This is a genomic window from Pseudomonas sp. GW821-FHT09C10 (genome assembly GCF_059418085.1).
On the sequence record NZ_JBWKPE010000008.1, the window covers coordinates 41804 to 63619 of the forward strand.

Consider the following 21816-nt stretch of genomic DNA (forward strand, 5'->3'; position numbering starts at 1 on the left):
GAAAGCCGTATAGACACCGTGAATAGCGTGTTTTTTCACGCTGTTTTCAGACGTTCGGCCAAGGCTGTCGCCAGTTGAGCGGTTAATCCGTACACCGATAATTGCGGGTTGGCCCCAATACTGGTGGGGAATAAAGAACCATCGTGGATCGACAGGTTGCGCAATTGGTGATGCCGGCCAAGGCTGTCAGCCACCGCATTTTTGGGATCTTCGCCCATGGCACAGCCGCCCATCACATGGGCGCTGCCCAGGGTTGTCCGGTGCAATTCCAGATTCAAACCCTCAATGACGCTGCGTGCCTCGGCCAAGGTGTTCACGAACCGTGCGTCATGGTGCATGGGCTTGACCGACTTGGCGCCCGCCGCGAACTGGATTTCGGCCATGCTGTGGAAGGCCCGGCGCAGGCCATCCCAGGCGTAGGGCGAAACCTGATAGTCGAGCACCGGCGTACCGTCACCGCGTAAATCCACGTTGCCGCCCTGGCTGTCGGGGTGAAAGCCGTCACGCAACAGCGCGAGCATGGCGTGGGTATGCGGCAATTGGCCCATGTCCAGGGCGTTCTGCGTGCCATAGCCGCCGAACAAGGTGCTGGCCAATGCTGGATGCAAGGGCGGCGCCTCAAGCTTGTAGGACATTTTGCCGGTGGTGCCGTCCTGCCATTGGAAATGGTCGGAGTAGATCGACTGCGGCGCGCCGTAGAACGGGTTGATCACCTCGTCGAACAATGCGGCGGAGAAGTTCACCAAGTGCAAAAAGGTCCGCTTGCCCAGCCGCGAATGCGGGTCGGGCGCATCCGAGCGCATCAGCAACGCCGGGCTATTGATGCCGCCGCCCGACAGCACGTAATGCTTGGCCTTCACTGTGATCTTGCGCCCGGTGGGCGCCACGCAGCGCGCGTCCATCGCTACGCATTCCAGGCTGCTGATGGTGTCGCCGCTGTATTTGAGCTGCTCGGCGCGGGCCAGGTACAGCAGCTCGCCGCCTTTTTCCAGGGTGGACGGGATGGTGGTCACCAGCATCGACTGCTTGGCGTTGACCGGGCAGCCCATGCCGCAATAACCCAGGTTGAAGCAGCCACGGACGTTGCGCGGGATCACATGCCAGCTGTAGCCGAGCTTTTCGCAGCCTTTGCGGATTACATCATTGTTGGCATTCGGGGGGATGGCCCACGGTGCGATGCCCAGGCGCTGCTCCATCTTTTCGAACCACGGTGCCATCTCTGCACTGCTGTGGCCTTTTACCGCGTACTCGCTGGCCCAATGGCTGAGGGTGGCGTCCGGGGTGCGGAAGCTGGAGGTCCAGTTGATCAGCGTGGTACCGCCCACCGCGCGGCCTTGCAGGATGGTGATGGCGCCGTCCTTGCTCATGCGGCCGATACCTTCCTGATACAGGCTGGCGTAGGCCTCATCCTCCAGCAGCTTGAAGTCGCTGCTGGTCTTGAGCGGGCCTTCTTCGATCAACAGCACTTTGTAGCCGGCGGCGCTGAGGATCTCGGCAGTGGTGCCGCCACCGGCGCCGCTGCCGATGATGGCCACGTCGGCTTCCAGGGTCAGGTCGCTGTCGAGAGCGGCGCCATTGTGGGTTTTCCAGCCGCGGGCCAGGCCGTCGCGGAACAGATCGGGTACGGGCATCAGGGTCGTCTCTTGTTTTTATTGTGAGGGATGCGAATCAGATCTTCGGCGGGCCGGGGTAGCCGCAATGCGCCCAGGCGGAGGGCCGGAAGTACCAGGCCATGATCACCAGCTTGAGCAGCGAGCCCTGGCCCATGCGCAGCAGGTTCAGGTAGCTGTTTTCCCAGCGGTGCAGGAAGTTGCGGATCTGCTCCGCGCTGGCGTTTTCCCAACTGCCCCAGATGCCGGTCAACGGGCCGCGTGTAATACCCATGCCGAGCACATCGAACAACTGTTGGGTGAGCTTGAACATCTCCGGCGACAGGTGTTGCAGGCTGTAGTCGAGTTTTTTCAACGTGTCTTCAATCCCGGCGACCACATCCTGGGCGCTGGCCACGCCTTCGAGCAGCACCGGGATCACCGCGCGCAGAAACGGCAGGTCACTGCTGCGCAACATGGCAAAGCCGCTTGCCGGGGTGCTGCTGGAACAGCCGCTGAGGCTGGCGCCCAGCCCGGCCGTGGCCAGGAAAGCGCTGGCACACAGGCCGATTTTCAAGACGCCGCGCCGCGACAGCGCGGGTGAATCCGTGAGGCTAGGGTTCATTGTTATTGTTATCCCGTGGGTGGCGGTGTCAGCGGACAAACAGCTTCTGGATCAGTTTTTGGATCGATTTGCCGTAGGGCGGGTAGATCAATTTCGCCGCGTTCAGGCGCTGTTTCACCAGCACACCCTTGGCCTTGCTGAACGTCAGGAACCCTTCATGGCCGTGGTAGTGGCCCATGCCCGACGGGCCGATGCCGCCAAAGGGCATGTCGTCCTGGGCCACGTGCAGGAGGGTGTCGTTCAGGCAGACACCGCCGGAATGGGTCTCGTGGAGGACCCGGTCCTGCTCGCGCTTGTTGTAGCCGAAGTAATACAGGGCCAGCGGGCGAGGGCGCTGGTTGATGTAGGTAAAGGCTTGGTCGATGCCGCGATAAGGCACGATCGGCAGCACCGGGCCGAAGATTTCGTCCTGCATCACGGTCATGTCATCGCTGACATTCAGCAGCAGGCTATGGGCCATGCGCCGTGCCTGGCCCTGGTCGTACAGCGGGATCAGGGTGGCGCCCTTGTCGGTGGCGTCCTTGACGTAGGCATTGAGCCTGGCCAATTGACGCTCATTGATGATGGCGGTGTAGTCCGGGTTGTCGGCCAGCGTCGGATAAAACCCGCGAACCGCCTTGCTGTAGGCCTCGACGAAACCCTCCACGCGGTCCTCCGGCACCAGCACGTAGTCCGGGGCCACGCAGGTTTGCCCGGCGTTCAAGGCTTTACCGAAGGCGATGCGTTCGGCGGCGTCCTTGAGCGGTACGTCGGCGGAGACAATGGCCGGCGACTTGCCGCCCAGTTCCAGGGTGACCGGCGTGAGGTGTTCGGCGGCGGCGCGCATCACGTGTTTGCCGATACTGGTCGCGCCGGTAAACAGCAGGTGATCGAAGCGCAGCTTGGAAAACGCCATGCCCACCTCGGCCTCGCCGAGCACCACGCACACCAGGTCCTCGGGGAAAATCTTCGCCAGCAACGCCTTGAGCAGTTCGCCGGTAGCGGGCGTGGACTCGCTGAGCTTGAGCATCACCCGGTTGCCTGCCGCCAACGCACCGACCAGTGGGCCGATGGCCAGGTACAGCGGGTAGTTCCACGGCACGATCACGCCGACCACGCCCAGGGGTTGGTAAATGACTTTGGCTGACGCGGGTTGGAAGGCCAGGCCTACAGCGCGGCGGGAAGGTTTCATCCAGCCCTTGAGGTGTTTACTGGCGTAGTGAATGCCATGCAGGCTGGGCATCAGTTCGGCGAACAGGGTTTCGTCGGCGCTGCGCTGGCTGAAATCCTGGCTGATGGCATGGATCAGTGCCTGGCGCTCGTCACTGAGCACATCCCGCAAGGCCTTCAGCCACTGTTGGCGCTGTGCAGCTGGCGGCATCGGGTTGGCTGCGTAGGCGCGGCGTTGGGCGTCGAACAGGTCCTGGAGTTGATCCAGCGCCTGGGCATCTTGCAGGTAGGCAACGTTGGCAGACATGGCGCAGCACCGATTGTTATTGGTCTGCGTGGATTTTTAGAGTCATTACTCTAAATTGTCAAATAACATTGCAGCAACATGCAGATTTATCCTGGCAAGGATAGGCCGTAAGATGCCCTATCACGTGTACAGAAGCTGATTCCCCTATGGCACCACGAGTAAAGACCAGCGAGCGTATTGTGCAAACCAGCCTGGAGCTTTTTAACCAGCAGGGCGAGCGCAGTATCAGCACCAACCATATCGCCGCCCATATGGAAATTTCGCCGGGCAACCTGTACTACCACTTCCCCAACAAGCAAGCGATCATCTCCGTGCTGTTTCGCGAATATGAAGCGTTGGTGGACAGTTTCCTGCGTCCGCCCCAGGGGCGGGCCATGTTGGTGGAAGACAAGCGCTTTTATCTCCAGGCCGTACTGGCCGGTATGTGGCGCTACCGTTTTCTGCACCGCGACCTTGAACATCTGCTGGAGAGCGACCCGGAGCTGGCCACCGGCTATCGGCGTTTTTCCCAGCGTTGCCTGATCCAGGGCGGCGCCATCTACCAGGGGTTTGTCGATGCGGGCATCCTGAACATGGACCCGGTGCAAACCGAAGCCCTGACCCTCAATGCCTGGATCATCCTCACCTCCTGGGTGCGTTTCCTGTGCACCACCAATGAAAACTCCGCCCACCTGAGCGCCGAAGCCATCAAACGCGGGGTGTATCAGGTGCTGGTGTTGGAGGCGGGCTTTGTCACGCCTCAGGCAAAAGAAGCGGTGGATGCACTGTTCAAAGAGTTTTACGTGCCGTTGAACCAGGCACTGGAAGAAGTGAAGTAGGACCTTTCCCTAATCTGATCACAGGAGTCCGTCATGCCGCTTGCCCAACTGATCAGCCCCCAGCAATTGGCCGAGCGCCAGACGTCGGCGGGGCTGGTGATCCTGGATTGCCGTTTTGCCCTGGAAGACCCGGATTACGGGCGTTGCAGCTACGCCGAAGGGCATATCGAGGGTGCGCAATATGCCGACCTGGAGCGCCATCTCAGCGGGCCAGTGATCAAAGGTGTGACCGGGCGTCACCCGTTGCCGGCGGCGGGCACCTTCGCTGAGCAACTGCGGGCCTGGGGCATCCATGCTGACACCGATATCGTGCTGTATGACGACGGCCCTGGCGCCTATGCAGCTCGTGCCTGGTGGCTGCTGGCCTGGCTGGGCAAGCGTGACGGTGTGTTTATCCTGGACGGCGGCCTCAAGGCCTGGCATGCCGCGGGTTTCCCGTTGAGCCTGGACGCGCCGGTAACCGAGCGTGGGACTTTCGATGGCGCGCCGGACAATCACCTGCTGCTGGATGCCGAACATCTGCAAAAACGCCTGGGCCAACCCGGCCTGACCCTGATCGATGCCCGCGCCCAGGCGCGTTTTCGCGGTGAAGTTGAGCCCATTGATCCGATTGCCGGGCATATCCCCGGTGCGCAATGTGCGGCGTTCAACGAAAACCTGGGCAGTGACGGGCGTTTCCTGCCGGCCGAGCAACTCAAGCAGCGCTTCGCCGCGCAGTTGCAGGGGCGCTCGCCGGAGGAACTGGTGGCGTATTGCGGCTCGGGCGTGACGGCCTGTCACAACCTGTTCGCCCTGAGCCTGGCGGGTTACCCGTTGGGCAAGTTGTATGCGGGGTCGTGGAGCGAGTGGATTACCGATCCGACGCGGAAAATCGCTACGGGTGACTGAGTTCCCGGCCGTGTAAACCCAATCCTAATATGGGAGGGGCTTATCCCTCCCACATGTTTAACCGTGTCGTGCCAATAACCATTGTGGGATGCGCCGCTCCAGGTAGTAGCCTGGGCGTTTCAGCGAGCCATCGACGAAGCCCACGTGCCCGCCCTTGGCCGTCAGCTCAAACTCGGTGCACGCCGTCAGCTCGCTGGCCTCGGGCAAGCTGTGGGCAAACACGAACGGGTCGTCGGCCGCCTGGATAATCAGCGTCGGTGTGCGGATCGCACCCAGGTAGTAGCGACTCGACGCGCGACGGTAATAGTCCTCGGCACTCAAGAACCCATGCAGCGGCGCGGTGACCCGGCCATCGAAGTCCCAGAAGGTGCGCATCTTCTCCAGCGAGCCAAGCGCTTCCAGGGTTTTCAGCCCATCCGCGTGGCCATCCTGTAAAAAACGGCTTTGTTTGACGCGGATATACGCGAGCATTTCACGCATGAAGTGCTTTTGATAAACCCGCGAGAAGCCCAGCCCGATGCGGTCTGCACACTGGTCCAGGCGAAACGGCACCGACACCGCCGCTGCGCCTTGCAGCCCGGACGCCTCGCCGGTTTCCCCCAGGTGCTTGAGCAGCACATTGCCCCCCAGCGAATAACCCACCGCATACAGCGGCGCCAACGGCCGCTTGGCGCGCAGGTGCGCAATCGCGGCGGCGAGGTCTTCGCTGGCGCCTGAGTGATAGCTGCGTGCCAACAGGTTGGGCTCGCCCGAACAGCCGCGCCAGTTCAAGGCCGCACTGGCCCAGCCTTGGGCGCCGAGGACTTTTTGCAGGCCGGCCACATAGGGGGAATTGGATGAGCCGGTCAGCCCATGCAGCACCAGCACCAACGGCGTCTGCGCGTCATGGGGGCCATGCCAGTCGAGGTCGAGAAAGTCGCCGTCTTCCAGCCACAGGCGTTCGCGTTGGCGTTCGATATGGGTAGTCGGCCGCCACAGCGGCCCCCACAGGGTTTGCAGGTGAGGGTTGCCGAGGCCGAAGGCGGGGGTGAACAGGTCGGAGGACGGTGTCATGACACTCCCAGTTTTGAGCTGACTCACTGTCTGTGGTGAGCGGGCTTGCTCACCACAGATTTTAAGCGACGCTTTCGACCAATCGATGCCACAACGCGTAATACACACGACCGGATTTCTGCTCCCGGTGCAGGCGCCACGCGCCCGGCAAGCCCAGGGTAGACGGCGCGGTCTCGCTTTCAGTGTAGATCCACGCGTCCGGTGCCAGCCATTGGCGCTCTTCGAGCAAGGCGCACACGGTCGGCAACAGGTTCTGGTTGAACGGTGGGTCGAGGAACACCACGTCGTAGGCGCTGGGCGCCTGGGTTTCCAGGTAGCGCAGGGCGTCGGCGGTCTGCACCTGGCCATTGGTGCAGCGCAGGGTGCCCAGGTGTTCCTTGAGGCTGGACACCGCGACATTGCTGGCATCCAGCGCCTGGGCCTGGGCTGCGCCACGGGACAGCGCCTCCAGGAACAGCGCGCCACTGCCGGCGAACGGGTCCAGCACCTTGGCGCCGGCAATGTACGGTGCCAGCCAGTTGAACAGGGTTTCACGTACGCGGTCCGGCGTCGGGCGCAGGCCCACGACGTCGGGGAAGCTCAGCTTGCGGCTGCCCCATTCGCCGCCAATGATGCGCAGTTGGCCCACACCGTTATGCACGTTGTGGACAGGTTTTTTCGGGCGAGATGAACTGGCCATTAATGCTCCGGAACCCCGAGCGGCTGCTCGGCAGGTTTATCAGTGGGGGGCGGTAGTGGCTTTTGCGCAGTCGTTGGGCCGGCGGTCACGATGACCATCTTGTCGGCGCTCAAGTGTTTGTTCAAGGCCGCCTTGACCTGCTCTACGGTCAGGGCCTGGGATTGTTTCATGAAATCTTCCAGATAGCTCAGCGGCAGGTTGTAGAAACCCATGGCGCCCAGTTGTCCGACGATATCGGCGTTGCTCGCGGTGGACAGCGGGAAGCTGCCGGCCAGCTCGCGCTTGGCGTCATCCAGTTCCTTTTGCGTCGGGCCGGTCTTGAGGTAGTCGGCCAGCACGTCTTCGACCAGGCGCAGGGTGCCGCCGCTCATTTCGGCGCGGGTCTGCAGGTTGATCATGAACGGGCCACGCACTTGCATCGGCGAGAAGCCCGAGTAAACACCGTAGGTCAGGCCGCGTTTCTCGCGCACTTCGCTCATCAAGCGGGTGCCGAAGCCACCGCCGCCGAGGATCTGGTTGCCCAGGGACAGGGCGGCGTAGTCCGGGTCGGCGCGGTCGATGCCCAATTGGGCGAACAGCAGGTGAGTCTGTTTGGACGGGAACTCGATATGGCTCAGGCCGGCCTTGGGCTCGGTCGGCTGGGCGATCTTCGCCATGGCCGGGCCCTTGGGCAGCGCGGCCGACACCTTGGCGGTCATCGCTTCGGCTTCGGCGCGGGTCAAGTCGCCGACCACGGCAATCACTGCATTACCCGCCGCATAAGCCTTGGCGTGGAACGCCTGCAACTGCGCGAGGGTAATCTTCGGAACGCTTTGCGGCGTGCCTTCACTCGGGTGAGCGTAAGGGTGATCGCCGTACAGGCGCTTGAACAGCTCCAGGCTCGCCAGCTTACCGGGGTTCTGCTTCTGGTATTCAAAGCCGGCGAGGATCTGGTTCTTGATCCGCGCCAGGGAGTCGGCGGGGAAGGTCGGTTTGCCGATCACCTCGTCAAACAGCGCCAGGGCGGCGTCGCGTTTAGCGCTGTCGCTCAGGCTGCGCAGGGACACCAGCGCCATATCGCGATAAGCGCCATTGCCAAAGTCGGCGCCCAGGCCTTCAAAACCACTGGCAATCTGGCTCACATCCTTGCCCGGCACGCCTTCGTTGAGCATGGCGTTGGTCATCAGCGCCAGGCCCGGCACGTTGCCGTCCTGGCTGCTGCCGGCGGCGAACAGGATGCGCATGTCGAACATCGGCAACTCATGGGCTTCGACGAACAGCACCTTGGCGCCTTCGGCGGTGGTCCAGGTTTGCACGTCGAGCTTGCGGTTGGTCGGCGCCTTGCCGTCCAGCTCCGCCAGGGATTGCAGTTTGTTGGTCGATTGAGCCTTGTCCAATGCCTGGCTGGCGACGGAGTCACTCGGGCGCAGGAAGTACACGGCGCTCGCCGCGATCAGGGTGACGACGATCAGGCCCGGCAGGATCAGGCGGCTGCTTTTGCGATCACTCATGAGCGGTCTCCTCAGGCAAAACATGGGCGACGCTCAGACGTTCGCGGGTGAAATAGGTGCGCGCGGCCTTCTGGATATCTTCCGGGGTCACGCTTTGCAGGTCGGCCAGTTCGGTGTCCATGAGTTTCCAGGACAGGCCCACGGTTTCCAGGGAGCCAATGGCCGTGGCCTGGCTGGTGATGGAATCGCGTTGGTACACCAGGCCGGCGATGACCTGGGCACGGATGCGTTCCAGTTCTTCGGCGGTCGGTGGCTTGGCCTTCAGCTCTTCCAGCAGGCGCCACAGGCCGGATTCGGCTTGGGCAACGGTCTTTTTCTTCTGCTGGTTCGGGGTGGCCGAGAGGGTGAACAGGCTGTCGCCCCGGGTGTAGGCGTCGTAGTTGGTGGACGCGGCGGATACCAGCTCTTCGCCACGCTCCAGTTGCTCGGAGATCCGTGCACTGTAGCCGCCGTCCAGCAGGGCCGAGATCAGGCGCAGGGCCTGGACCGAACGCTTGTCTTCGGCGGTGGCCAGGCCAGGTACGTTGAAGCCCAGGATCACGCTCGGCAATTGGGTCTGCACATGCATGGTCAGCAGGCGCTCGCCGGGCTCGGCCAGCTCCATCGGAACCTTGGCGGGCGGTACGTCACGCTTGGGGATCGGGCCGAAGTAGCGCTGGGCCAGGTTTTTTACCTCGTCCGGGGTGACGTCACCGACCACCACCAACGTGGCGTTGTTCGGTACATACCAGGACTGGTACCAGTGGCGCAGTTCCTCGACCTTCATGCGGTCGAGGTCGGCCATCCAGCCGATGGTCGGGGTGTGATAGCCGCTGGCCGGGAAGGCCATCGCCTTGAAACGCTCGAAGGCCTTGGACATCGGGTTGTCGTCGGTGCGCAGGCGGCGTTCTTCCTTGATCACCTCGATTTCGCGGCTGAACTCGTCGGCCGGCAGGCGCAGGCTGGCCATGCGGTCGGCTTCCAGCTCAAAGGCAACGCCCAGGCGGTCACGGGCCAGCACCTGGTAGTAGGCGGTGTAGTCATCGCTGGTGAAGGCGTTTTCTTCGGCGCCCAGGTCACGCAGGATCAGCGAGGCTTCGCCGGGGCCGACCTTGGCGCTGCCCTTGAACATCATGTGCTCCAGGGCGTGGGACAAACCGGTCTGGCCCGGGGTTTCGTAGCTCGAACCGACCTTGTACCAGACCTGGGAAACCACCACCGGCGCGCGATGGTCTTCGCGCACGACCACCTTGAGGCCGTTATCCAGGGTGAATTCATGGGTGGGTTGTGGGTCGGCAGCCAAGGCTGAAAGGGGCAGACAAACTGTGCTGAACAGCAGGCCTGCGGCGTGGCGGGCTAGAGCATTCATTCGTTTTTAAACCTGTTGGGCTGCCCGCTTGGTCTTAGCGTCGGCGGGCGAGGAGGTGCTAGGATACTGATCCGACCTAGGGACGGCCACTATGGCTGTCTTGTTAAGGCCCTATTTAGGCCTTACAAAATGTTGCGCATGAACGAGCTGGCTAAAAAACAGTCTGTTACGCATCGAATTTTATTTACCGATGTGCCCCTTGGCGCGTCGCTACCTTGAGATAGCCGTCTCCATGTTTGGTTCCAACGACGACAAGAAGACCCCAGCTGCGGCTGGCGAGAAGAAAGGCCTGTTCGGATGGCTGCGCAAAAAGCCGCAGGAAACCGTCGCTGAACAGCCACAGGTTCAAGCTGAGCCGATCCCCGAGCCTATAGTAGAAGCCGAGCCCATTGCCGAAGCACCGGCGCCGGTGGTGTTGCCGATGGCGGAGCCGGTGTTGCAGCCGGTGGCCGAGGTGGAGCCTGAGCCCGAACACAAGCCGTGGCCTGAGCTGCCGGTGCCCGAAGAGCCTGTGGCGCTGGTTGAAGATGTGCAGGCCGAGCATGTGGTGCCGCCGATTCCGGTGACCGTTGAGCCACAGCCGGTCGTTGTCGAAGCGCCCGCCCCCGTGCCTGCGCTAGTGGAGCCGGTGGTTGCCGCTCCCGCCGTCATCGAAGCGCCCGTCGCCCCCACCGAAACCAGCAAGACCGGTTTCTTCGCCCGCCTCAAGCAAGGCCTGAGCAAGACCAGCGCCAGCATCGGCGAAGGCATGGCCAGCCTGTTCCTCGGCAAGAAAGTCATCGACGATGAGCTGCTGGAAGACATCGAAACCCGCCTGCTGACTGCCGACGTGGGCGTCGAAGCCACCGCCGTGATCATCCAGAGCCTGACCCAGAAGGTCGCGCGCAAGCAGTTGACCGATGCCGACGCCCTCTACAAATCCTTGCAGGCCGAGCTGGCTGCGATGCTCAAGCCCGTTGAGGCGCCGCTGGTGATCACCCCGAACAAGCCGTTCGTGATCCTGGTCGTGGGTGTCAACGGCGCCGGCAAGACCACCACCATCGGCAAACTGGCCAAGAAGCTGCAGTCGGAAGGCAAGAAAGTCATGCTCGCCGCTGGCGACACCTTCCGCGCCGCTGCCGTCGAGCAATTGCAGGTCTGGGGGGAGCGCAACAAGATCCCGGTCATCGCCCAGCACACCGGTGCCGATTCCGCTTCGGTGATCTTTGACGCTGTACAAGCCGCCAAGGCTCGTAACATCGACGTGCTGATCGCGGATACCGCCGGTCGCCTGCACACCAAAGACAACCTGATGGAAGAGCTGAAGAAAGTCCGCCGCGTGATCGGCAAGCTCGACGCAGACGCCCCGCACGAAGTGCTGCTGGTGCTCGACGCCGGTACCGGGCAGAACGCCATAAGCCAGGCCAAGCAATTCAACCAGACGGTCCAGCTGACCGGCCTGGCCTTGACTAAGCTCGACGGCACGGCCAAAGGTGGCGTGATCTTCGCCCTGGCCAAGCAGTTCGGGTTGCCGATTCGTTATATCGGCGTCGGTGAAGGCATCGACGACCTGCGCACCTTTGAAGCCGAACCCTTTGTCCAGGCACTGTTTGCCGAGCGGGAGCGTTCATGATTCGATTCGAACAGGTCGGTAAACGCTATGCCAACGGGCATGTGGGCTTGCATGAGCTGAGCTTTCGAGTGCGTCGCGGCGAGTTCTTGTTTGTCACCGGTCACTCGGGGGCTGGCAAAAGTACGCTGTTGCGCCTGCTGCTGGCCATGGAACGCCCGACCACGGGCAAGTTGCTGCTGGCGGGCCAGGACCTGGCCACCATCAGCAATGCGCAGATCCCGTTCCTGCGCCGCCAGATCGGCGTGGTGTTCCAGAACCACCAGTTGCTGTTCGATCGCACGGTGTTCAACAACATTGCCCTGCCGTTGCAGATTCTTGGGCTGTCCAAGGCCGAAATCGTCAAGCGTGTGGATTCGGCCTTGGAGCGCGTGGCGCTGTCGGACAAGACCGACCTCTACCCCGGCGACCTGTCCACCGGCCAGCAACAGCGCGTCGGCATTGCCCGCGCCATCGTTCACCGCCCGGCCTTGCTGCTGGCGGACGAACCCACCGGTAACCTCGACCCGCGCCTGGCGGCCGAGATCATGGGCGTATTCGAAGACATCAACCGTCTGGGCACCAGCGTACTGATCGCCAGTCATGACCTGGCGCTGATCGCCCGCATGCGCCATCGCATGCTGACCCTGCAACGCGGTCGCCTGATCGGTGACGGGGAGGCTGGCGTATGAGTGCAACACGTAGCCCCAAGGTTTCCGAGCGCGTGGCGCCAAAACCGGCCGACCCGCAACCGAAAAAGAAAAAACACGACGATGACGATGGCCCGGACTTCAGCACCCTGCTGCGCGCCTGGATCGAAAGCCATCGCGCCAGCCTGCTGGACAGCCTGCGTCGCCTGGGCAAGCAGCCGATCGGCAGCTTTTTTACCTGCCTGGTGATGGCCGTGGCCCTGAGCCTGCCGATGGGCTTGTCGTTGCTGCTTAATAATGTCGAGCGCCTGGGCGGTTCCTGGCAGCGTGCGGCACAGATTTCCCTGTACCTGAACCTGGATGCCAGCACCAAGGAGGGCGAAGCACTACGGGACGATATCAAGAACATGCCGGGCGTCGCGGACGCCGAGTACGTCAGCCGCGACCAGGCACTCGAGGAGTTCCAGCAGCAGTCCGGCCTGGGCGAGGCGTTGAAAGAGCTGCCGCAGAACCCGTTGCCGGGCGTGGTGCTGGTGACGCCGAATGAAGTCGACAAGGCGGGCCTTGAAGCCCTGCGACAAAAACTCGCAGAGATGCCGAAGGTGCAACAGGCGCAACTTGATCTAGTCTGGGTGGAGCGCCTGGCGGCGATCCTCAAGCTGGGCGACCGGTTTGTGTTCGGCCTGACGGTGCTGTTGGTGTCTGCATTACTTTTGGTGATAGGTAATACCATTCGTCTTCATATTGAAAACCGTCGCACCGAGATAGAAGTGATTAAACTGGTCGGCGGCACGGACAGCTATGTGCGTCGGCCTTTTCTGTACATGGGCGCGCTTTATGGCCTGGGTGCGGGGATTTTGTCCTGGGGCGTGCTGGCGTTCGGCCTGAACTGGCTGAACGACGCGGTCGTCGGGCTTGCCGGCTTGTACGGCAGCGATTTTGCCCTGGCCGGGGTGCCGGTTGCCGATGGTCTGTCGCTCTTGCTTGGCGCGGTATTGTTGGGTTATATCGGTGCCTGGATTGCGGTCGCACGGCATTTACGCGAGCTTGCACCGAAGTAGTTAATGTCAGGGTAATGTGGTTTCGTTTGTATTGACCGTATCAGTGGTTTAGGGAACTTGTCCTACGGTTCCCGGTCAATTTTCGCAGTGCTGAACTGCACGAGTTATGTGAGTCGGAGGTTTTTTCGTATGACCACTTCTTTGCAACCTGCTTATGCCTTGGTCCCGGGTGCGAACCTGGAAGCCTATGTGCACACGGTCAACAGCATTCCATTGCTGACACCCGAGCAGGAGCGTGAACTGGCCGAGAGTCTCTACTATGAGCAGGATTTGGGGGCGGCTCGGCAGATGGTGCTCGCCCACCTGCGTTTTGTCGTACATATCGCCCGTAGCTATAGCGGCTACGGCCTGGCCCAGGCTGACCTGATCCAGGAAGGCAACGTCGGCCTGATGAAGGCTGTAAAGCGCTTCAACCCTGAGATGGGCGTGCGCCTGGTGTCGTTTGCCGTGCACTGGATCAAGGCGGAAATCCACGAGTTCATCCTGCGCAACTGGCGCATCGTGAAAGTCGCGACCACCAAGGCCCAGCGCAAGCTGTTCTTCAACCTGCGCAGCCAGAAAAAACGCCTGGCGTGGCTGAACAACGAGGAAGTCCACCGTGTGGCCGAAAGCCTCGGCGTGGAGCCCCGTGAAGTGCGCGAGATGGAAAGCCGCCTGACCGGCCATGACATGGCCTTCGATCCGGCCGCCGAAGCGGACGACGACAGTGCTTTCCAATCGCCGGCCAACTACCTGGAAGACCACCGGTACGACCCGGCGCGTCAACTGGAAGACGCCGACTGGAGCGACAACTCCAACCACAACCTGCACGAAGCGCTGGAAGTGCTGGACGACCGCAGCCGTGACATCCTCTACCAGCGCTGGCTGGCGGAAGAAAAAGCCACGCTGCACGACCTGGCGCAGAAGTACAACGTGTCGGCCGAGCGTATTCGCCAGCTTGAGAAAAGCGCGATGAACAAGCTGAAGTTGTCGATCGCCGCCTGAACATGTGGGAGGGGGTAAGCCCCTCCCACATTTGTTTTGTGTTGTATCAGTCGGACCAAGGCGCTTTGCGGGAATTGTTCAGTTCCACCAGGTAACCCTCTCCGCCCAGCTGGCTCATCTGCTGGCGAATCCAGGCTGCCCGTCGCGCCACATACGCGATCGGATGGCTGGCACTCCACACCCGTGGATTAGGCAACACCGCCGCCAGGTAGCTGGCCTGCTGCCGGGACAACCCCTTGGCACTCACGCCAAAGTGATGTCGCGCCGCCGCTTCTGCGCCAAACACGCCTTCATCCCATTCCACGCTGTTGAGGTACACCTCAAGAATCCGCTGCTTGGGCCACAACACCTCGATCAGCCCGGTAAACCAGGCTTCCAGGCCTTTGCGCAAATAACTGCGACCCGCCCACAGGAATAGGTTTTTCGACACCTGCTGGCTCAGCGTGCTCGCGCCCCGGATCGAACCGCCGCGCTCGTTGTGCAGGAGCGCCGCCTGGATCGCGCCGAAATCAAAGCCCCAGTGCTGCGGGAAACGTTGGTCTTCACCGGCCATCACCGCCACTTTCAGCTCGTCGGAGATCTCGTCCCACGGCACCCAGGTGCGTTGCAGGTCAATGGGCTCGCCGTCGAACCAGGATTCGACCTTGCGCTCCACCATCAGCGCGGTGAAGGGCGGCGGGACGACACGGAACAGCAGCACCAGCAGAACACTGCCGATGGCAAACCATTTCACGACGGTGAGAAGGCGTTTGAAGAGGACACGCAGCATAGAGATGGCTTGGCCGAACCCGTTGAGCGGGCCATTATACAGACCCTGCCCAATGAGTCTGACTGGAGTTCCTCATGCTGCGTAGCTTTCTGATGCTGGCTGCCTTTTTCGGCTTCACCGGTGTCGCCCTCGGTGCGTTCGCCGCCCACGGCCTGAAAAGTCGCCTGAGCGCCGAGTACCTGGCGATCTTTCACACCGGCGTGACTTATCAGTTGGTGCACACCCTGGCGCTGTTCGGCGTGGCGCTGCTGCTGGCGCATATTCCGGGGCGCCTGGTGACGTGGGCGGGCGTGTCCTTTGTCGTCGGTATCCTGCTGTTCTCCGGCAGCCTGTACGTGCTGACCACCACGGGGATCAGCAAACTCGGCATCATCACGCCCTTCGGCGGGTTGGCGTTCCTGCTGGGTTGGTTCTTCCTGGGCCTGGCTGCCTGGCGCATGCAACTGACCGCTTGACGCTTGGAGCTGACCTTCAGGTGCCAATCGAGCTAGAATGCTGGCCCCTAAAAACGATGGCGGCCCGTGGCATGCGCATTCAGTTGAACGGCGAATCCCTTGAACTGCCCGACGGTGAAACCGTTGCGGCCCTGCTGACCCGCCTGGACCTGACCGGGCGTCGCGTCGCAGTGGAGCTCAACCTGGATATCGTCCCGCGTAGCCAGCACGCCGAGACCACGCTCACCGAGGGTGACCAGGTCGAGGTGGTCCACGCCATCGGCGGTGGCTAGTCCCACGCGTGTATGTAGCCCCGGATTCTGCAGAACCTCACCCCATTTCGAGGATTTCCCATGAGCATCGTTCGTAGCGACAAGCCCTTCGTTCTGGCCGGTCGTACCTACCAGTCCCGTCTGCTGGTCGGCACCGGCAAGTACCGCGACATGGAAGAAACCCGCCAGGCCATCGAAGCCTCGGGCGCCGAGATCGTGACCTTCGCCGTGCGCCGCACCAACCTCGGCCAGATCGAAGGCGAACCGAACCTGCTCGACGTGCTGTCGCCGGATCGCTACACCTTCCTGCCGAACACCGCCGGGTGCTACGACGCCATCGAGGCCGTGCGCACCTGCCGCCTGGCCCGTGAACTGCTCGACGGCCACAACCTGGTCAAGCTGGAAGTGCTGGCCGACCAGAAAACCCTGTTCCCCAACGTGATCGAAACCCTCAAGGCCGCAGAAACCCTGGTCAAGGAAGGTTTTGACGTGATGGTCTACACCAGCGATGACCCGATCATCGCCCGCCAACTGGCCGAAATCGGCTGTATCGCCGTGATGCCGCTGGCCGGCCTGATCGGTTCCGGGCTGGGTATCTGCAATCCGTACAACCTGCAGATCATCCTCGAAGAAGCCAAGATCCCGGTCTTGGTGGACGCCGGTGTCGGTACCGCCTCCGACGCCACCATCGCCATGGAACTGGGCTGTGAAGCGGTGCTGATGAACTCGGCCATCGCCCATGCCCAGCAACCGGTGCTGATGGCTGAAGCCATGAAACACGCCATCGTCGCCGGCCGCCTGGCCTACCTCGCCGGGCGCATGCCAAAAAAACTCTACGCCAGCGCCTCTTCGCCGCTGGATGGTCTGATCAAGTAAGAGCCATTGATGACTGAATCAAACGAAACGCCGAACACCGTGGAAGAAGGCGACGAGTCCAAGCACCGCCGCATCAAGAGTTTTGTGATGCGCGCCGGCCGCATGACCGAGGGCCAGCAAAAGGGCCTGGAGCAAGGTACGCCGCTGTTCGTCCTGCCCCTGGCCGATGCGCCGGTGGACTATGACCAGGTGTTCGGCCGTTCGGCCCCGCGTTCCCTGGAAATCGGTTTCGGCATGGGTCACTCCCTGCTGGAAATGGCCGCAGCCTCGCCGGAACAGGATTTCATCGGCGTGGAAGTCCACCGCCCAGGTGTCGGTGCGCTGCTTAATGGCGTGCTGACTCAAGGCCTGACCAACCTGCGGGTCTATGACTGCGACGCGATCGAAGTGCTTAACCGCTGCATTGCCGACAACAGCCTCGACCGCCTGATGCTGTTCTTCCCCGACCCATGGCACAAGAGCCGTCACCACAAGCGCCGCATCGTCCAGGCTTCCTTCGCGGAGCTGGTGCGCAGCAAGCTGAAAGTCGGCGGTATCCTGCATATGGCTACCGACTGGGAACCCTATGCCGAATACATGCTGGAAGTGATGGACGTTGCCCCTGGCTACCGCAACCTGGCGCAAGACGGCAAATGCGTACCACGCCCGGCCGAACGCCCGATCACCAAGTTCGAGCGGCGTGGCGAGCGCTTGGGGCATGGGGTGTGGGATTTGAAGTTCGAGAAGCTGGCGTAACTCGCCACTGACTTGAAATGCAATTCAATGTGGGAGGGGGCTTGCCCCCGATAGCGGTGGATCAGTCACTTTGATGTCGACTGACCCTCAGCTATCGGGGGCAAGCCCCCTCCCACAGTTGTTTTGTGTTGGATTTGAGGTCAGCGGCGATCGGCGACGACGCCAATCAGCACCAGCACCACCACCAACACCGGCGCCAGGCTGTAGTTATTGAACTGGCTCAACCCCCGCACAATCCACGGCGTCGCATAGATCAGCGCCGCACCGCTGCCGATCATGCACAGCAGGGCCATTAACGGTACGCGCAACGCGCCGGCAACGCTGCCCAGGCGTGCTTCGACCCAGCCCTTGATGTCGGCGCCAAACAGCACCAGCAAACAGCCCACAAGGGCCAGGGATATTTCCGACAGGTTGCTGCGGCTCCAGCGGGATACGGTGGCGAGCAGGTCGAGTACCAGATCCATTCGATTTCCTTAGAGCGATCAGCTCAAAAACTTCTGCAACAGGTCATTGAGAAAGAGTTGCCCGCGGTCGGTGGCCGCCAGGCGTGACGGTTCGACCTGCATTAAGCCACTTTGTTCTGCCTCGCGCCGCGCCTCGTCGAGACTCGCCAGGTCGAGGCCGGTGCGCTCGGCATAGAGCGTGGCGTCGACGCCCTCGGTGAGGCGCAGAGCGTTCATCAGGAACTCGAACGGCAACTCTTCGTTGGTCAGCTCCTTCGCCCCGGCCTGGAAGCTTTTGGCCGGGTTGAGGTAGTCCTTCGGCGCGCGGGTCTTCCAGGTGCGCACAATGCGCCCGTCCGGATGGCTGAGCTTGCCGTGGGCCCCGGCGCCGATGCCGATAAAGTCGCCGAAGCTCCAGTAGTTGAGGTTATGTCGCGCCGGGCGCCCGGGCTGGGCGTAGGCCGACACTTCGTATTGTGCGTAACCGTGTTCGGCCAGCAGCGCCTGGCCCGCTTCCTGGATGTCCCACAGGGTATCGTCTTCCGGCAGCGCGGGTGGCTGGTTCCAGAACACGGTGTTGGGTTCCAGGGTCAACTGGTACCAGGACAGGTGTGTGGGTTTGAGCGCGATAGCCTGGCGCAGGTCGCTTAACGCATCGTCCAGGGACTGATCGGGCAAGCCGTGCATCAGATCCAGGTTGAAGTTGTCGAACCCGGCCTGGCGCGCCATTCCGGCGGCGCGTACGGCCTCGTCGCCGTTGTGGATACGGCCCAGGGCCTGGAGCTTTTCCTGCTGGAAGCTCTGGATGCCGATGGACAGCCGGTTGATCCCCAGCGTGCGGTAGGCGACGAACTTCTCTTGCTCGAACGTGCCGGGGTTGGCTTCCAGGGTGATCTCGATGTCGGCGGCAAACGGGACGCGTGCTTCCACGCCTTTGAGCAATCGGCCCAGCGCCGCAGCGCTGAACAGGCTTGGCGTGCCGCCGCCGAAGAAGATCGAACTCAGTTCGCGCCCATACACCGCGTGCAGGTCCTGATCGAGGTCGGCCAGCAAGGCGTCCACATACTCTTCTTCCGGCAGCACCTTGCTGGCGGTGTGGGAGTTGAAGTCGCAATAAGGGCATTTGCGCACGCACCACGGAATGTGGATGTACAGCGCCAGGGGCGGCAGCACCGGCATGGCCGCCCGAGGTGTTTGCGCGCCACCGTGGATCAGCGGCTGCGCGGAGGTGTTCCGGGTCATTTCAAGCCCAGGCGCTGGCGCAGCAAATCCATTGCGCGGGCGCGGTGGCTGATCTGGTTCTTGTCGGCCGGACTCAATTCGGCACTGGAGACATTGCGCTCCGGCACCCAGAACAGCGGGTCATAGCCAAAACCGTGCTCACCGCTGGCAGCGTGCAGGATGCGCCCGTGCCACAGGCCTTCGCAGAGGATCGGCAGCGGGTCATCGGCATGCCGCACCAAGGCCAGCACACAGACGAACTGCGCGCCGCGCATCGCGTCCGGCACGTCCTTGAGCGCGTCCAGCAGCTTGGCGTTGTTGGCCGCGTCGCCCTTGCCGTCGGCATAACGCGCCGAATAGATGCCAGGGGCGCCGCCAAGAAAGTCCACTGCCAGCCCCGAGTCATCCGCCAGCGCCGGAAGGCCCGAGATGCGTGCGGCATTGCGCGCCTTGAGGATGGCGTTCTCGACGAACGACAGGCCGGTCTCTTCCGGCTCCACCTGGCTGAACTCGCCGATCGAGCGCAACTGCACGGATTCGCCGAGCATGGCCTGGAGTTCTTTGAGCTTGCCGGCGTTATGGCTGGCCAGTACGAGTTGAGTAAGGTTCATCATTCCGCCGGAAACAGTTCCTGGTTGAATTGGAAGCTATGGGCTTTGCCGCCGGTTTCCACATTGATGGTAAACGTCTTGTATTCCCGCTGCGTCACGGAGTACGGCGCGAGGTAATTGATCCCGCCTTTCTCGTCGATTTGCTTGAACGTCAGGATCTCGCTCTTGCCGCCCAGGTCCTTGATGGTGCCTGTCACCTGCGCTGCCACCGGGGTTACGCCCTTGATCACGGTCACATTGATCAAGCCCTTCTCCTTGCTGCGCACCACGCCGACTTTCTGGGCGGTTTCCGGCTGCAGGAAGCTGGAGGTGAAGGTGTTGTAATGAACGGTGATATCACCGAAGTCTTTCTTGCGATTAGCGTCGATAGTGTCCGCCGCCATGGCGCTGGCGCCCAGGCATGCAGTCAGTAGAAAAATAGCCAAGCGACTCATGATCGTCCCTCTTGAAAATGATTAGACGGCAATCTTGTGATCCGTCAGGCCAGGGCTGCTGACCCGGTAGATACCAATTTCGCCCAACAGATTGGGCCATAGCTTGCTTGCCCAGCCGTGACGATGCTGTTGATCGACGGCCAGGCGGTTGATCACCTTGGCTTCACGCTCGCCACACAGGGCTTCGAAGTCTTCGAAAGTGCAGAAGTGAATGTTCGGCGTGTTGTACCAGGTGTACGGCAGGAAGTCCGAGACCGGCATGCGGCCCTTGGTCGCCAGGTACCAGCGGCAGCGCCAGTGCCCGAAGTTGGGGAAGGTGATGATGCACTGGCGACCCACGCGCAGCATTTCGTCGAGGATGCGGTCCGGGTAGTGCACCGCTTGCAGGGCCTGGGTCATCACCACGATATCGAAGCTGTTGCTGGCGAAGTTGCCCAGGCCCTTGTCCAGGTCCTGCTCGATCACGTTGATGCCCTTGGCCACGCACTGGGCGATGTTGTCCGGGTCGTTTTCCAGGCCGTAGCCGGTGACTTGCTTGTTGTCGCGCAGCCAGCTCAGCAGTTCGCCATCGCCGCAGCCCAGGTCGAGCACGCGGCTGCCGGCGGGGATCCAGTCTTGGATGATGTCCAGGTCGGCTCTCATGGCGTTCTCACAATGTAATGCGGTTCATGTAGTTGCTGAAAGCCTGGAGGTAGCGCGGGATCGGAATCAGGAAGGCGTCATGGCCTTGCGGTGCATCGATCTCCAGGTAGCAGACGTCTTTCTTGGCCGCCATCAGCGCATCCACCAGCTCTCGGGAGCGGGCCGGCGAGAAGCGCCAGTCGGTGGTAAACGACATGACGCAGAACTTGGCCGTGGCGCCCTCGAAGGTTTTCGCCAGGTCGTCGTCGTGGTTGGCTGCCGGGTCGAAGTAGTCCAGGGCCTTGGTCATCAGCAGGTAGGTGTTGGCGTCGAAACGCCCGGAGAACTCCTCGCCCTGATAACGCAGGTAGCTTTCCACCTGGAACTCTACGCTGTGAAAGTCGTAGTTGAGCTTCTCGCTCTTGAGGCCACGGCCGAATTTCTCGCCCATGGAGTCATCGGACAGGTAGGTGATGTGCCCGACCATTCGCGCCAGCATCAAGCCGCGCTTGGGGATCACACCGGCTTCCTGGAACGAACCGCCGTGGAACTCGGGATCGGTGAGGATGGCCTGGCGCGCCACTTCGTTGAAGGCGATGTTCTGCGCCGACAATTTGGGCGCCGAGGCGATGGCCAGGCAATGGCGCACGCGATCCGGATACGTGATGGTCCATTGCAGGGCCTGCATGCCGCCCAGGCTGCCGCCGATCACCGCGGCCCATTGCCGGATGCCCAGCAGGTCGGCAAGGCGCGCCTGGCTGTGCACCCAGTCTTCCACGGTGAGTACGGGGAAGTCGGCGCCGAATGGTTTGCCGGTTTCCGGGTTGAGGCTGCTGGGGCCGGTGGAGCCATTGCAGCCGCCGAGGTTGTTCAGGCTGACGACAAAGAACTTGTTGGTGTCGATGGGCTTGCCGGGGCCGATGCAACTGTCCCACCAGCCAGGCTTGCGCTCGTCAACGCTGTGGAAGCCAGCGGCGTGATGATGGCCGGAGAGGGCGTGGCAGATCAGCACGGCGTTGCTCGCCGTGGCGTTCAGTTGGCCGTAGGTTTCATAGATCAGGTCGTAGGCGGGCAACGAACGGCCGCAGGCCAAGGCCAGCGGTTCGCTGAAGTGCGCCACTTGGGGCACGACCAGTCCAACAGAATCGGGGGGGAAGGCAACTGGCATCGA

At 62.2% G+C, this 21816-nt stretch carries 24 protein-coding genes; 10 read left to right on the plus strand and 14 right to left on the minus strand.

The genetic code is table 11. From position 1 onward, the window contains the following. Nucleotides 1-35: 35 nt before the first annotated feature. Genes AC07OT_RS16470 through AC07OT_RS16480 form a run of 3 tightly spaced genes read right to left on the minus strand, consistent with a single transcriptional unit; the run spans nucleotide 36 to nucleotide 3670 of the window. A complete protein-coding gene (locus AC07OT_RS16470; protein WP_141156235.1) occupies nucleotides 36-1631 on the minus strand; it encodes a GMC family oxidoreductase in 1596 nt (531 codons plus the stop codon). 37 nt (nucleotides 1632-1668) lie between these two features. Then, on the minus strand, nucleotides 1669-2214 hold the full coding sequence (locus AC07OT_RS16475; protein WP_115485565.1) for a twin-arginine translocation pathway signal protein: 546 nt from the start codon (nucleotides 2212-2214) through the stop codon (nucleotides 1669-1671). A gap of 28 nt (nucleotides 2215-2242) precedes the next feature. Next, the gene (locus tag AC07OT_RS16480) at nucleotides 2243-3670 is read right to left on the minus strand and encodes a coniferyl aldehyde dehydrogenase (protein WP_495108531.1); all 1428 of its coding nucleotides are present in this window, start codon (nucleotides 3668-3670) and stop codon (nucleotides 2243-2245) included. A gap of 146 nt (nucleotides 3671-3816) precedes the next feature. Between AC07OT_RS16480 and AC07OT_RS16485 the strand changes: the two genes are divergently transcribed. Beyond that, nucleotides 3817-4488, plus strand: coding sequence for a TetR/AcrR family transcriptional regulator (locus AC07OT_RS16485; RefSeq protein WP_141156233.1), 672 nt, complete (start codon nucleotides 3817-3819; stop codon nucleotides 4486-4488). A 33-nt stretch (nucleotides 4489-4521) separates the two neighbouring features. Then, entirely contained in the window at nucleotides 4522-5376 is an 855-nt protein-coding gene (locus AC07OT_RS16490) for a sulfurtransferase (RefSeq protein WP_141156232.1), read from the plus strand. A 57-nt stretch (nucleotides 5377-5433) separates the two neighbouring features. On the opposite strand, the gene AC07OT_RS16495 is transcribed toward AC07OT_RS16490, so the two are convergent. The 4 genes from AC07OT_RS16495 to AC07OT_RS16510 all read right to left on the minus strand — a co-directional run bounded on the left by AC07OT_RS16495 (nucleotide 5434) and on the right by AC07OT_RS16510 (nucleotide 9946). Continuing rightward, nucleotides 5434-6429, minus strand: coding sequence for a hydrolase (locus AC07OT_RS16495; RefSeq protein WP_141156231.1), 996 nt, complete (start codon nucleotides 6427-6429; stop codon nucleotides 5434-5436). A gap of 61 nt (nucleotides 6430-6490) precedes the next feature. Continuing rightward, nucleotides 6491-7108: a 16S rRNA (guanine(966)-N(2))-methyltransferase RsmD gene (gene rsmD / locus AC07OT_RS16500; protein ID WP_027606107.1), complete on the minus strand. Its 618-nt coding sequence runs from the start codon at nucleotides 7106-7108 to the stop codon at nucleotides 6491-6493. Further along, on the minus strand, nucleotides 7108-8598 hold the full coding sequence (locus tag AC07OT_RS16505) for a M16 family metallopeptidase (RefSeq protein WP_027606106.1): 1491 nt from the start codon (nucleotides 8596-8598) through the stop codon (nucleotides 7108-7110). The genes rsmD and AC07OT_RS16505 overlap by 1 nt, the downstream gene beginning before the upstream one ends. Further along, nucleotides 8591-9946 (minus strand): M16 family metallopeptidase, encoded by a 1356-nt coding sequence (locus AC07OT_RS16510; RefSeq protein WP_495108532.1) that lies wholly within the window; start codon nucleotides 9944-9946, stop codon nucleotides 8591-8593. The genes AC07OT_RS16505 and AC07OT_RS16510 overlap by 8 nt, the downstream gene beginning before the upstream one ends. A 232-nt stretch (nucleotides 9947-10178) precedes the next feature. Here AC07OT_RS16510 and ftsY point away from each other — a divergent pair, with 232 nt between their 5' ends. The 4 genes from ftsY (at nucleotide 10179) to rpoH (ending at nucleotide 14229) form a co-directional block, all read left to right on the plus strand. Next, complete coding sequence (gene ftsY, locus AC07OT_RS16515) at nucleotides 10179-11558, plus strand: signal recognition particle-docking protein FtsY (RefSeq protein ID WP_495108533.1); 1380 nt, start codon at nucleotides 10179-10181, stop codon at nucleotides 11556-11558. Continuing rightward, the gene (ftsE, locus tag AC07OT_RS16520; protein ID WP_003213784.1) at nucleotides 11555-12226 is read left to right on the plus strand and encodes a cell division ATP-binding protein FtsE; all 672 of its coding nucleotides are present in this window, start codon (nucleotides 11555-11557) and stop codon (nucleotides 12224-12226) included. Before ftsY ends, ftsE begins: the two co-directional genes overlap by 4 nt. Further along, a complete protein-coding gene (ftsX, locus tag AC07OT_RS16525) occupies nucleotides 12223-13245 on the plus strand; it encodes a permease-like cell division protein FtsX (protein WP_065923857.1) in 1023 nt (340 codons plus the stop codon). Before ftsE ends, ftsX begins: the two co-directional genes overlap by 4 nt. A 129-nt stretch (nucleotides 13246-13374) precedes the next feature. After that, nucleotides 13375-14229 (plus strand): RNA polymerase sigma factor RpoH, encoded by an 855-nt coding sequence (rpoH, locus tag AC07OT_RS16530; protein WP_003176698.1) that lies wholly within the window; start codon nucleotides 13375-13377, stop codon nucleotides 14227-14229. 46 nt (nucleotides 14230-14275) lie between these two features. Here the strand turns inward: rpoH and mtgA are convergent, their stop codons facing one another. After that, nucleotides 14276-14998, minus strand: coding sequence for a monofunctional biosynthetic peptidoglycan transglycosylase (gene mtgA / locus AC07OT_RS16535; protein ID WP_495108534.1), 723 nt, complete (start codon nucleotides 14996-14998; stop codon nucleotides 14276-14278). 74 nt (nucleotides 14999-15072) lie between these two features. Between mtgA and AC07OT_RS16540 the strand changes: the two genes are divergently transcribed. The 4 genes from AC07OT_RS16540 to trmB all read left to right on the plus strand — a co-directional run bounded on the left by AC07OT_RS16540 (nucleotide 15073) and on the right by trmB (nucleotide 17315). After that, the gene (locus AC07OT_RS16540) at nucleotides 15073-15453 is read left to right on the plus strand and encodes a DUF423 domain-containing protein (protein WP_065938111.1); all 381 of its coding nucleotides are present in this window, start codon (nucleotides 15073-15075) and stop codon (nucleotides 15451-15453) included. Between the two features lie 71 nt (nucleotides 15454-15524). Beyond that, nucleotides 15525-15725 (plus strand): sulfur carrier protein ThiS, encoded by a 201-nt coding sequence (gene thiS / locus AC07OT_RS16545; RefSeq protein ID WP_049711100.1) that lies wholly within the window; start codon nucleotides 15525-15527, stop codon nucleotides 15723-15725. A gap of 60 nt (nucleotides 15726-15785) precedes the next feature. Then, complete coding sequence (locus tag AC07OT_RS16550) at nucleotides 15786-16580, plus strand: thiazole synthase (protein WP_108573383.1); 795 nt, start codon at nucleotides 15786-15788, stop codon at nucleotides 16578-16580. Between the two features lie 9 nt (nucleotides 16581-16589). Next, complete coding sequence (gene trmB, locus AC07OT_RS16555) at nucleotides 16590-17315, plus strand: tRNA (guanosine(46)-N7)-methyltransferase TrmB (RefSeq protein WP_027606098.1); 726 nt, start codon at nucleotides 16590-16592, stop codon at nucleotides 17313-17315. Nucleotides 17316-17455: 140 nt separating this feature from the next. On the opposite strand, the gene AC07OT_RS16560 is transcribed toward trmB, so the two are convergent. Genes AC07OT_RS16560 through metX form a run of 6 tightly spaced genes read right to left on the minus strand, consistent with a single transcriptional unit; the run spans nucleotide 17456 to nucleotide 21813 of the window. Further along, a complete protein-coding gene (locus AC07OT_RS16560; protein ID WP_010207241.1) occupies nucleotides 17456-17779 on the minus strand; it encodes a DUF3392 domain-containing protein in 324 nt (107 codons plus the stop codon). 18 nt (nucleotides 17780-17797) lie between these two features. Continuing rightward, entirely contained in the window at nucleotides 17798-18937 is a 1140-nt protein-coding gene (hemW, locus tag AC07OT_RS16565) for a radical SAM family heme chaperone HemW (protein WP_218188792.1), read from the minus strand. Nucleotides 18938-18996: 59 nt separating this feature from the next. After that, nucleotides 18997-19593: an RdgB/HAM1 family non-canonical purine NTP pyrophosphatase gene (rdgB, locus tag AC07OT_RS16570; RefSeq protein ID WP_027606096.1), complete on the minus strand. Its 597-nt coding sequence runs from the start codon at nucleotides 19591-19593 to the stop codon at nucleotides 18997-18999. Then, a complete protein-coding gene (locus AC07OT_RS16575; RefSeq protein ID WP_027606095.1) occupies nucleotides 19590-20024 on the minus strand; it encodes a DUF4426 domain-containing protein in 435 nt (144 codons plus the stop codon). Before AC07OT_RS16575 ends, rdgB begins: the two co-directional genes overlap by 4 nt. 21 nt (nucleotides 20025-20045) lie before the next feature. Then, the gene (gene metW / locus AC07OT_RS16580; RefSeq protein ID WP_017735309.1) at nucleotides 20046-20666 is read right to left on the minus strand and encodes a methionine biosynthesis protein MetW; all 621 of its coding nucleotides are present in this window, start codon (nucleotides 20664-20666) and stop codon (nucleotides 20046-20048) included. 7 nt (nucleotides 20667-20673) lie between these two features. After that, nucleotides 20674-21813, minus strand: coding sequence for a homoserine O-succinyltransferase MetX (gene metX / locus AC07OT_RS16585; RefSeq protein WP_495108535.1), 1140 nt, complete (start codon nucleotides 21811-21813; stop codon nucleotides 20674-20676). Between the last annotated feature and the right edge of the window lie 3 nt (nucleotides 21814-21816).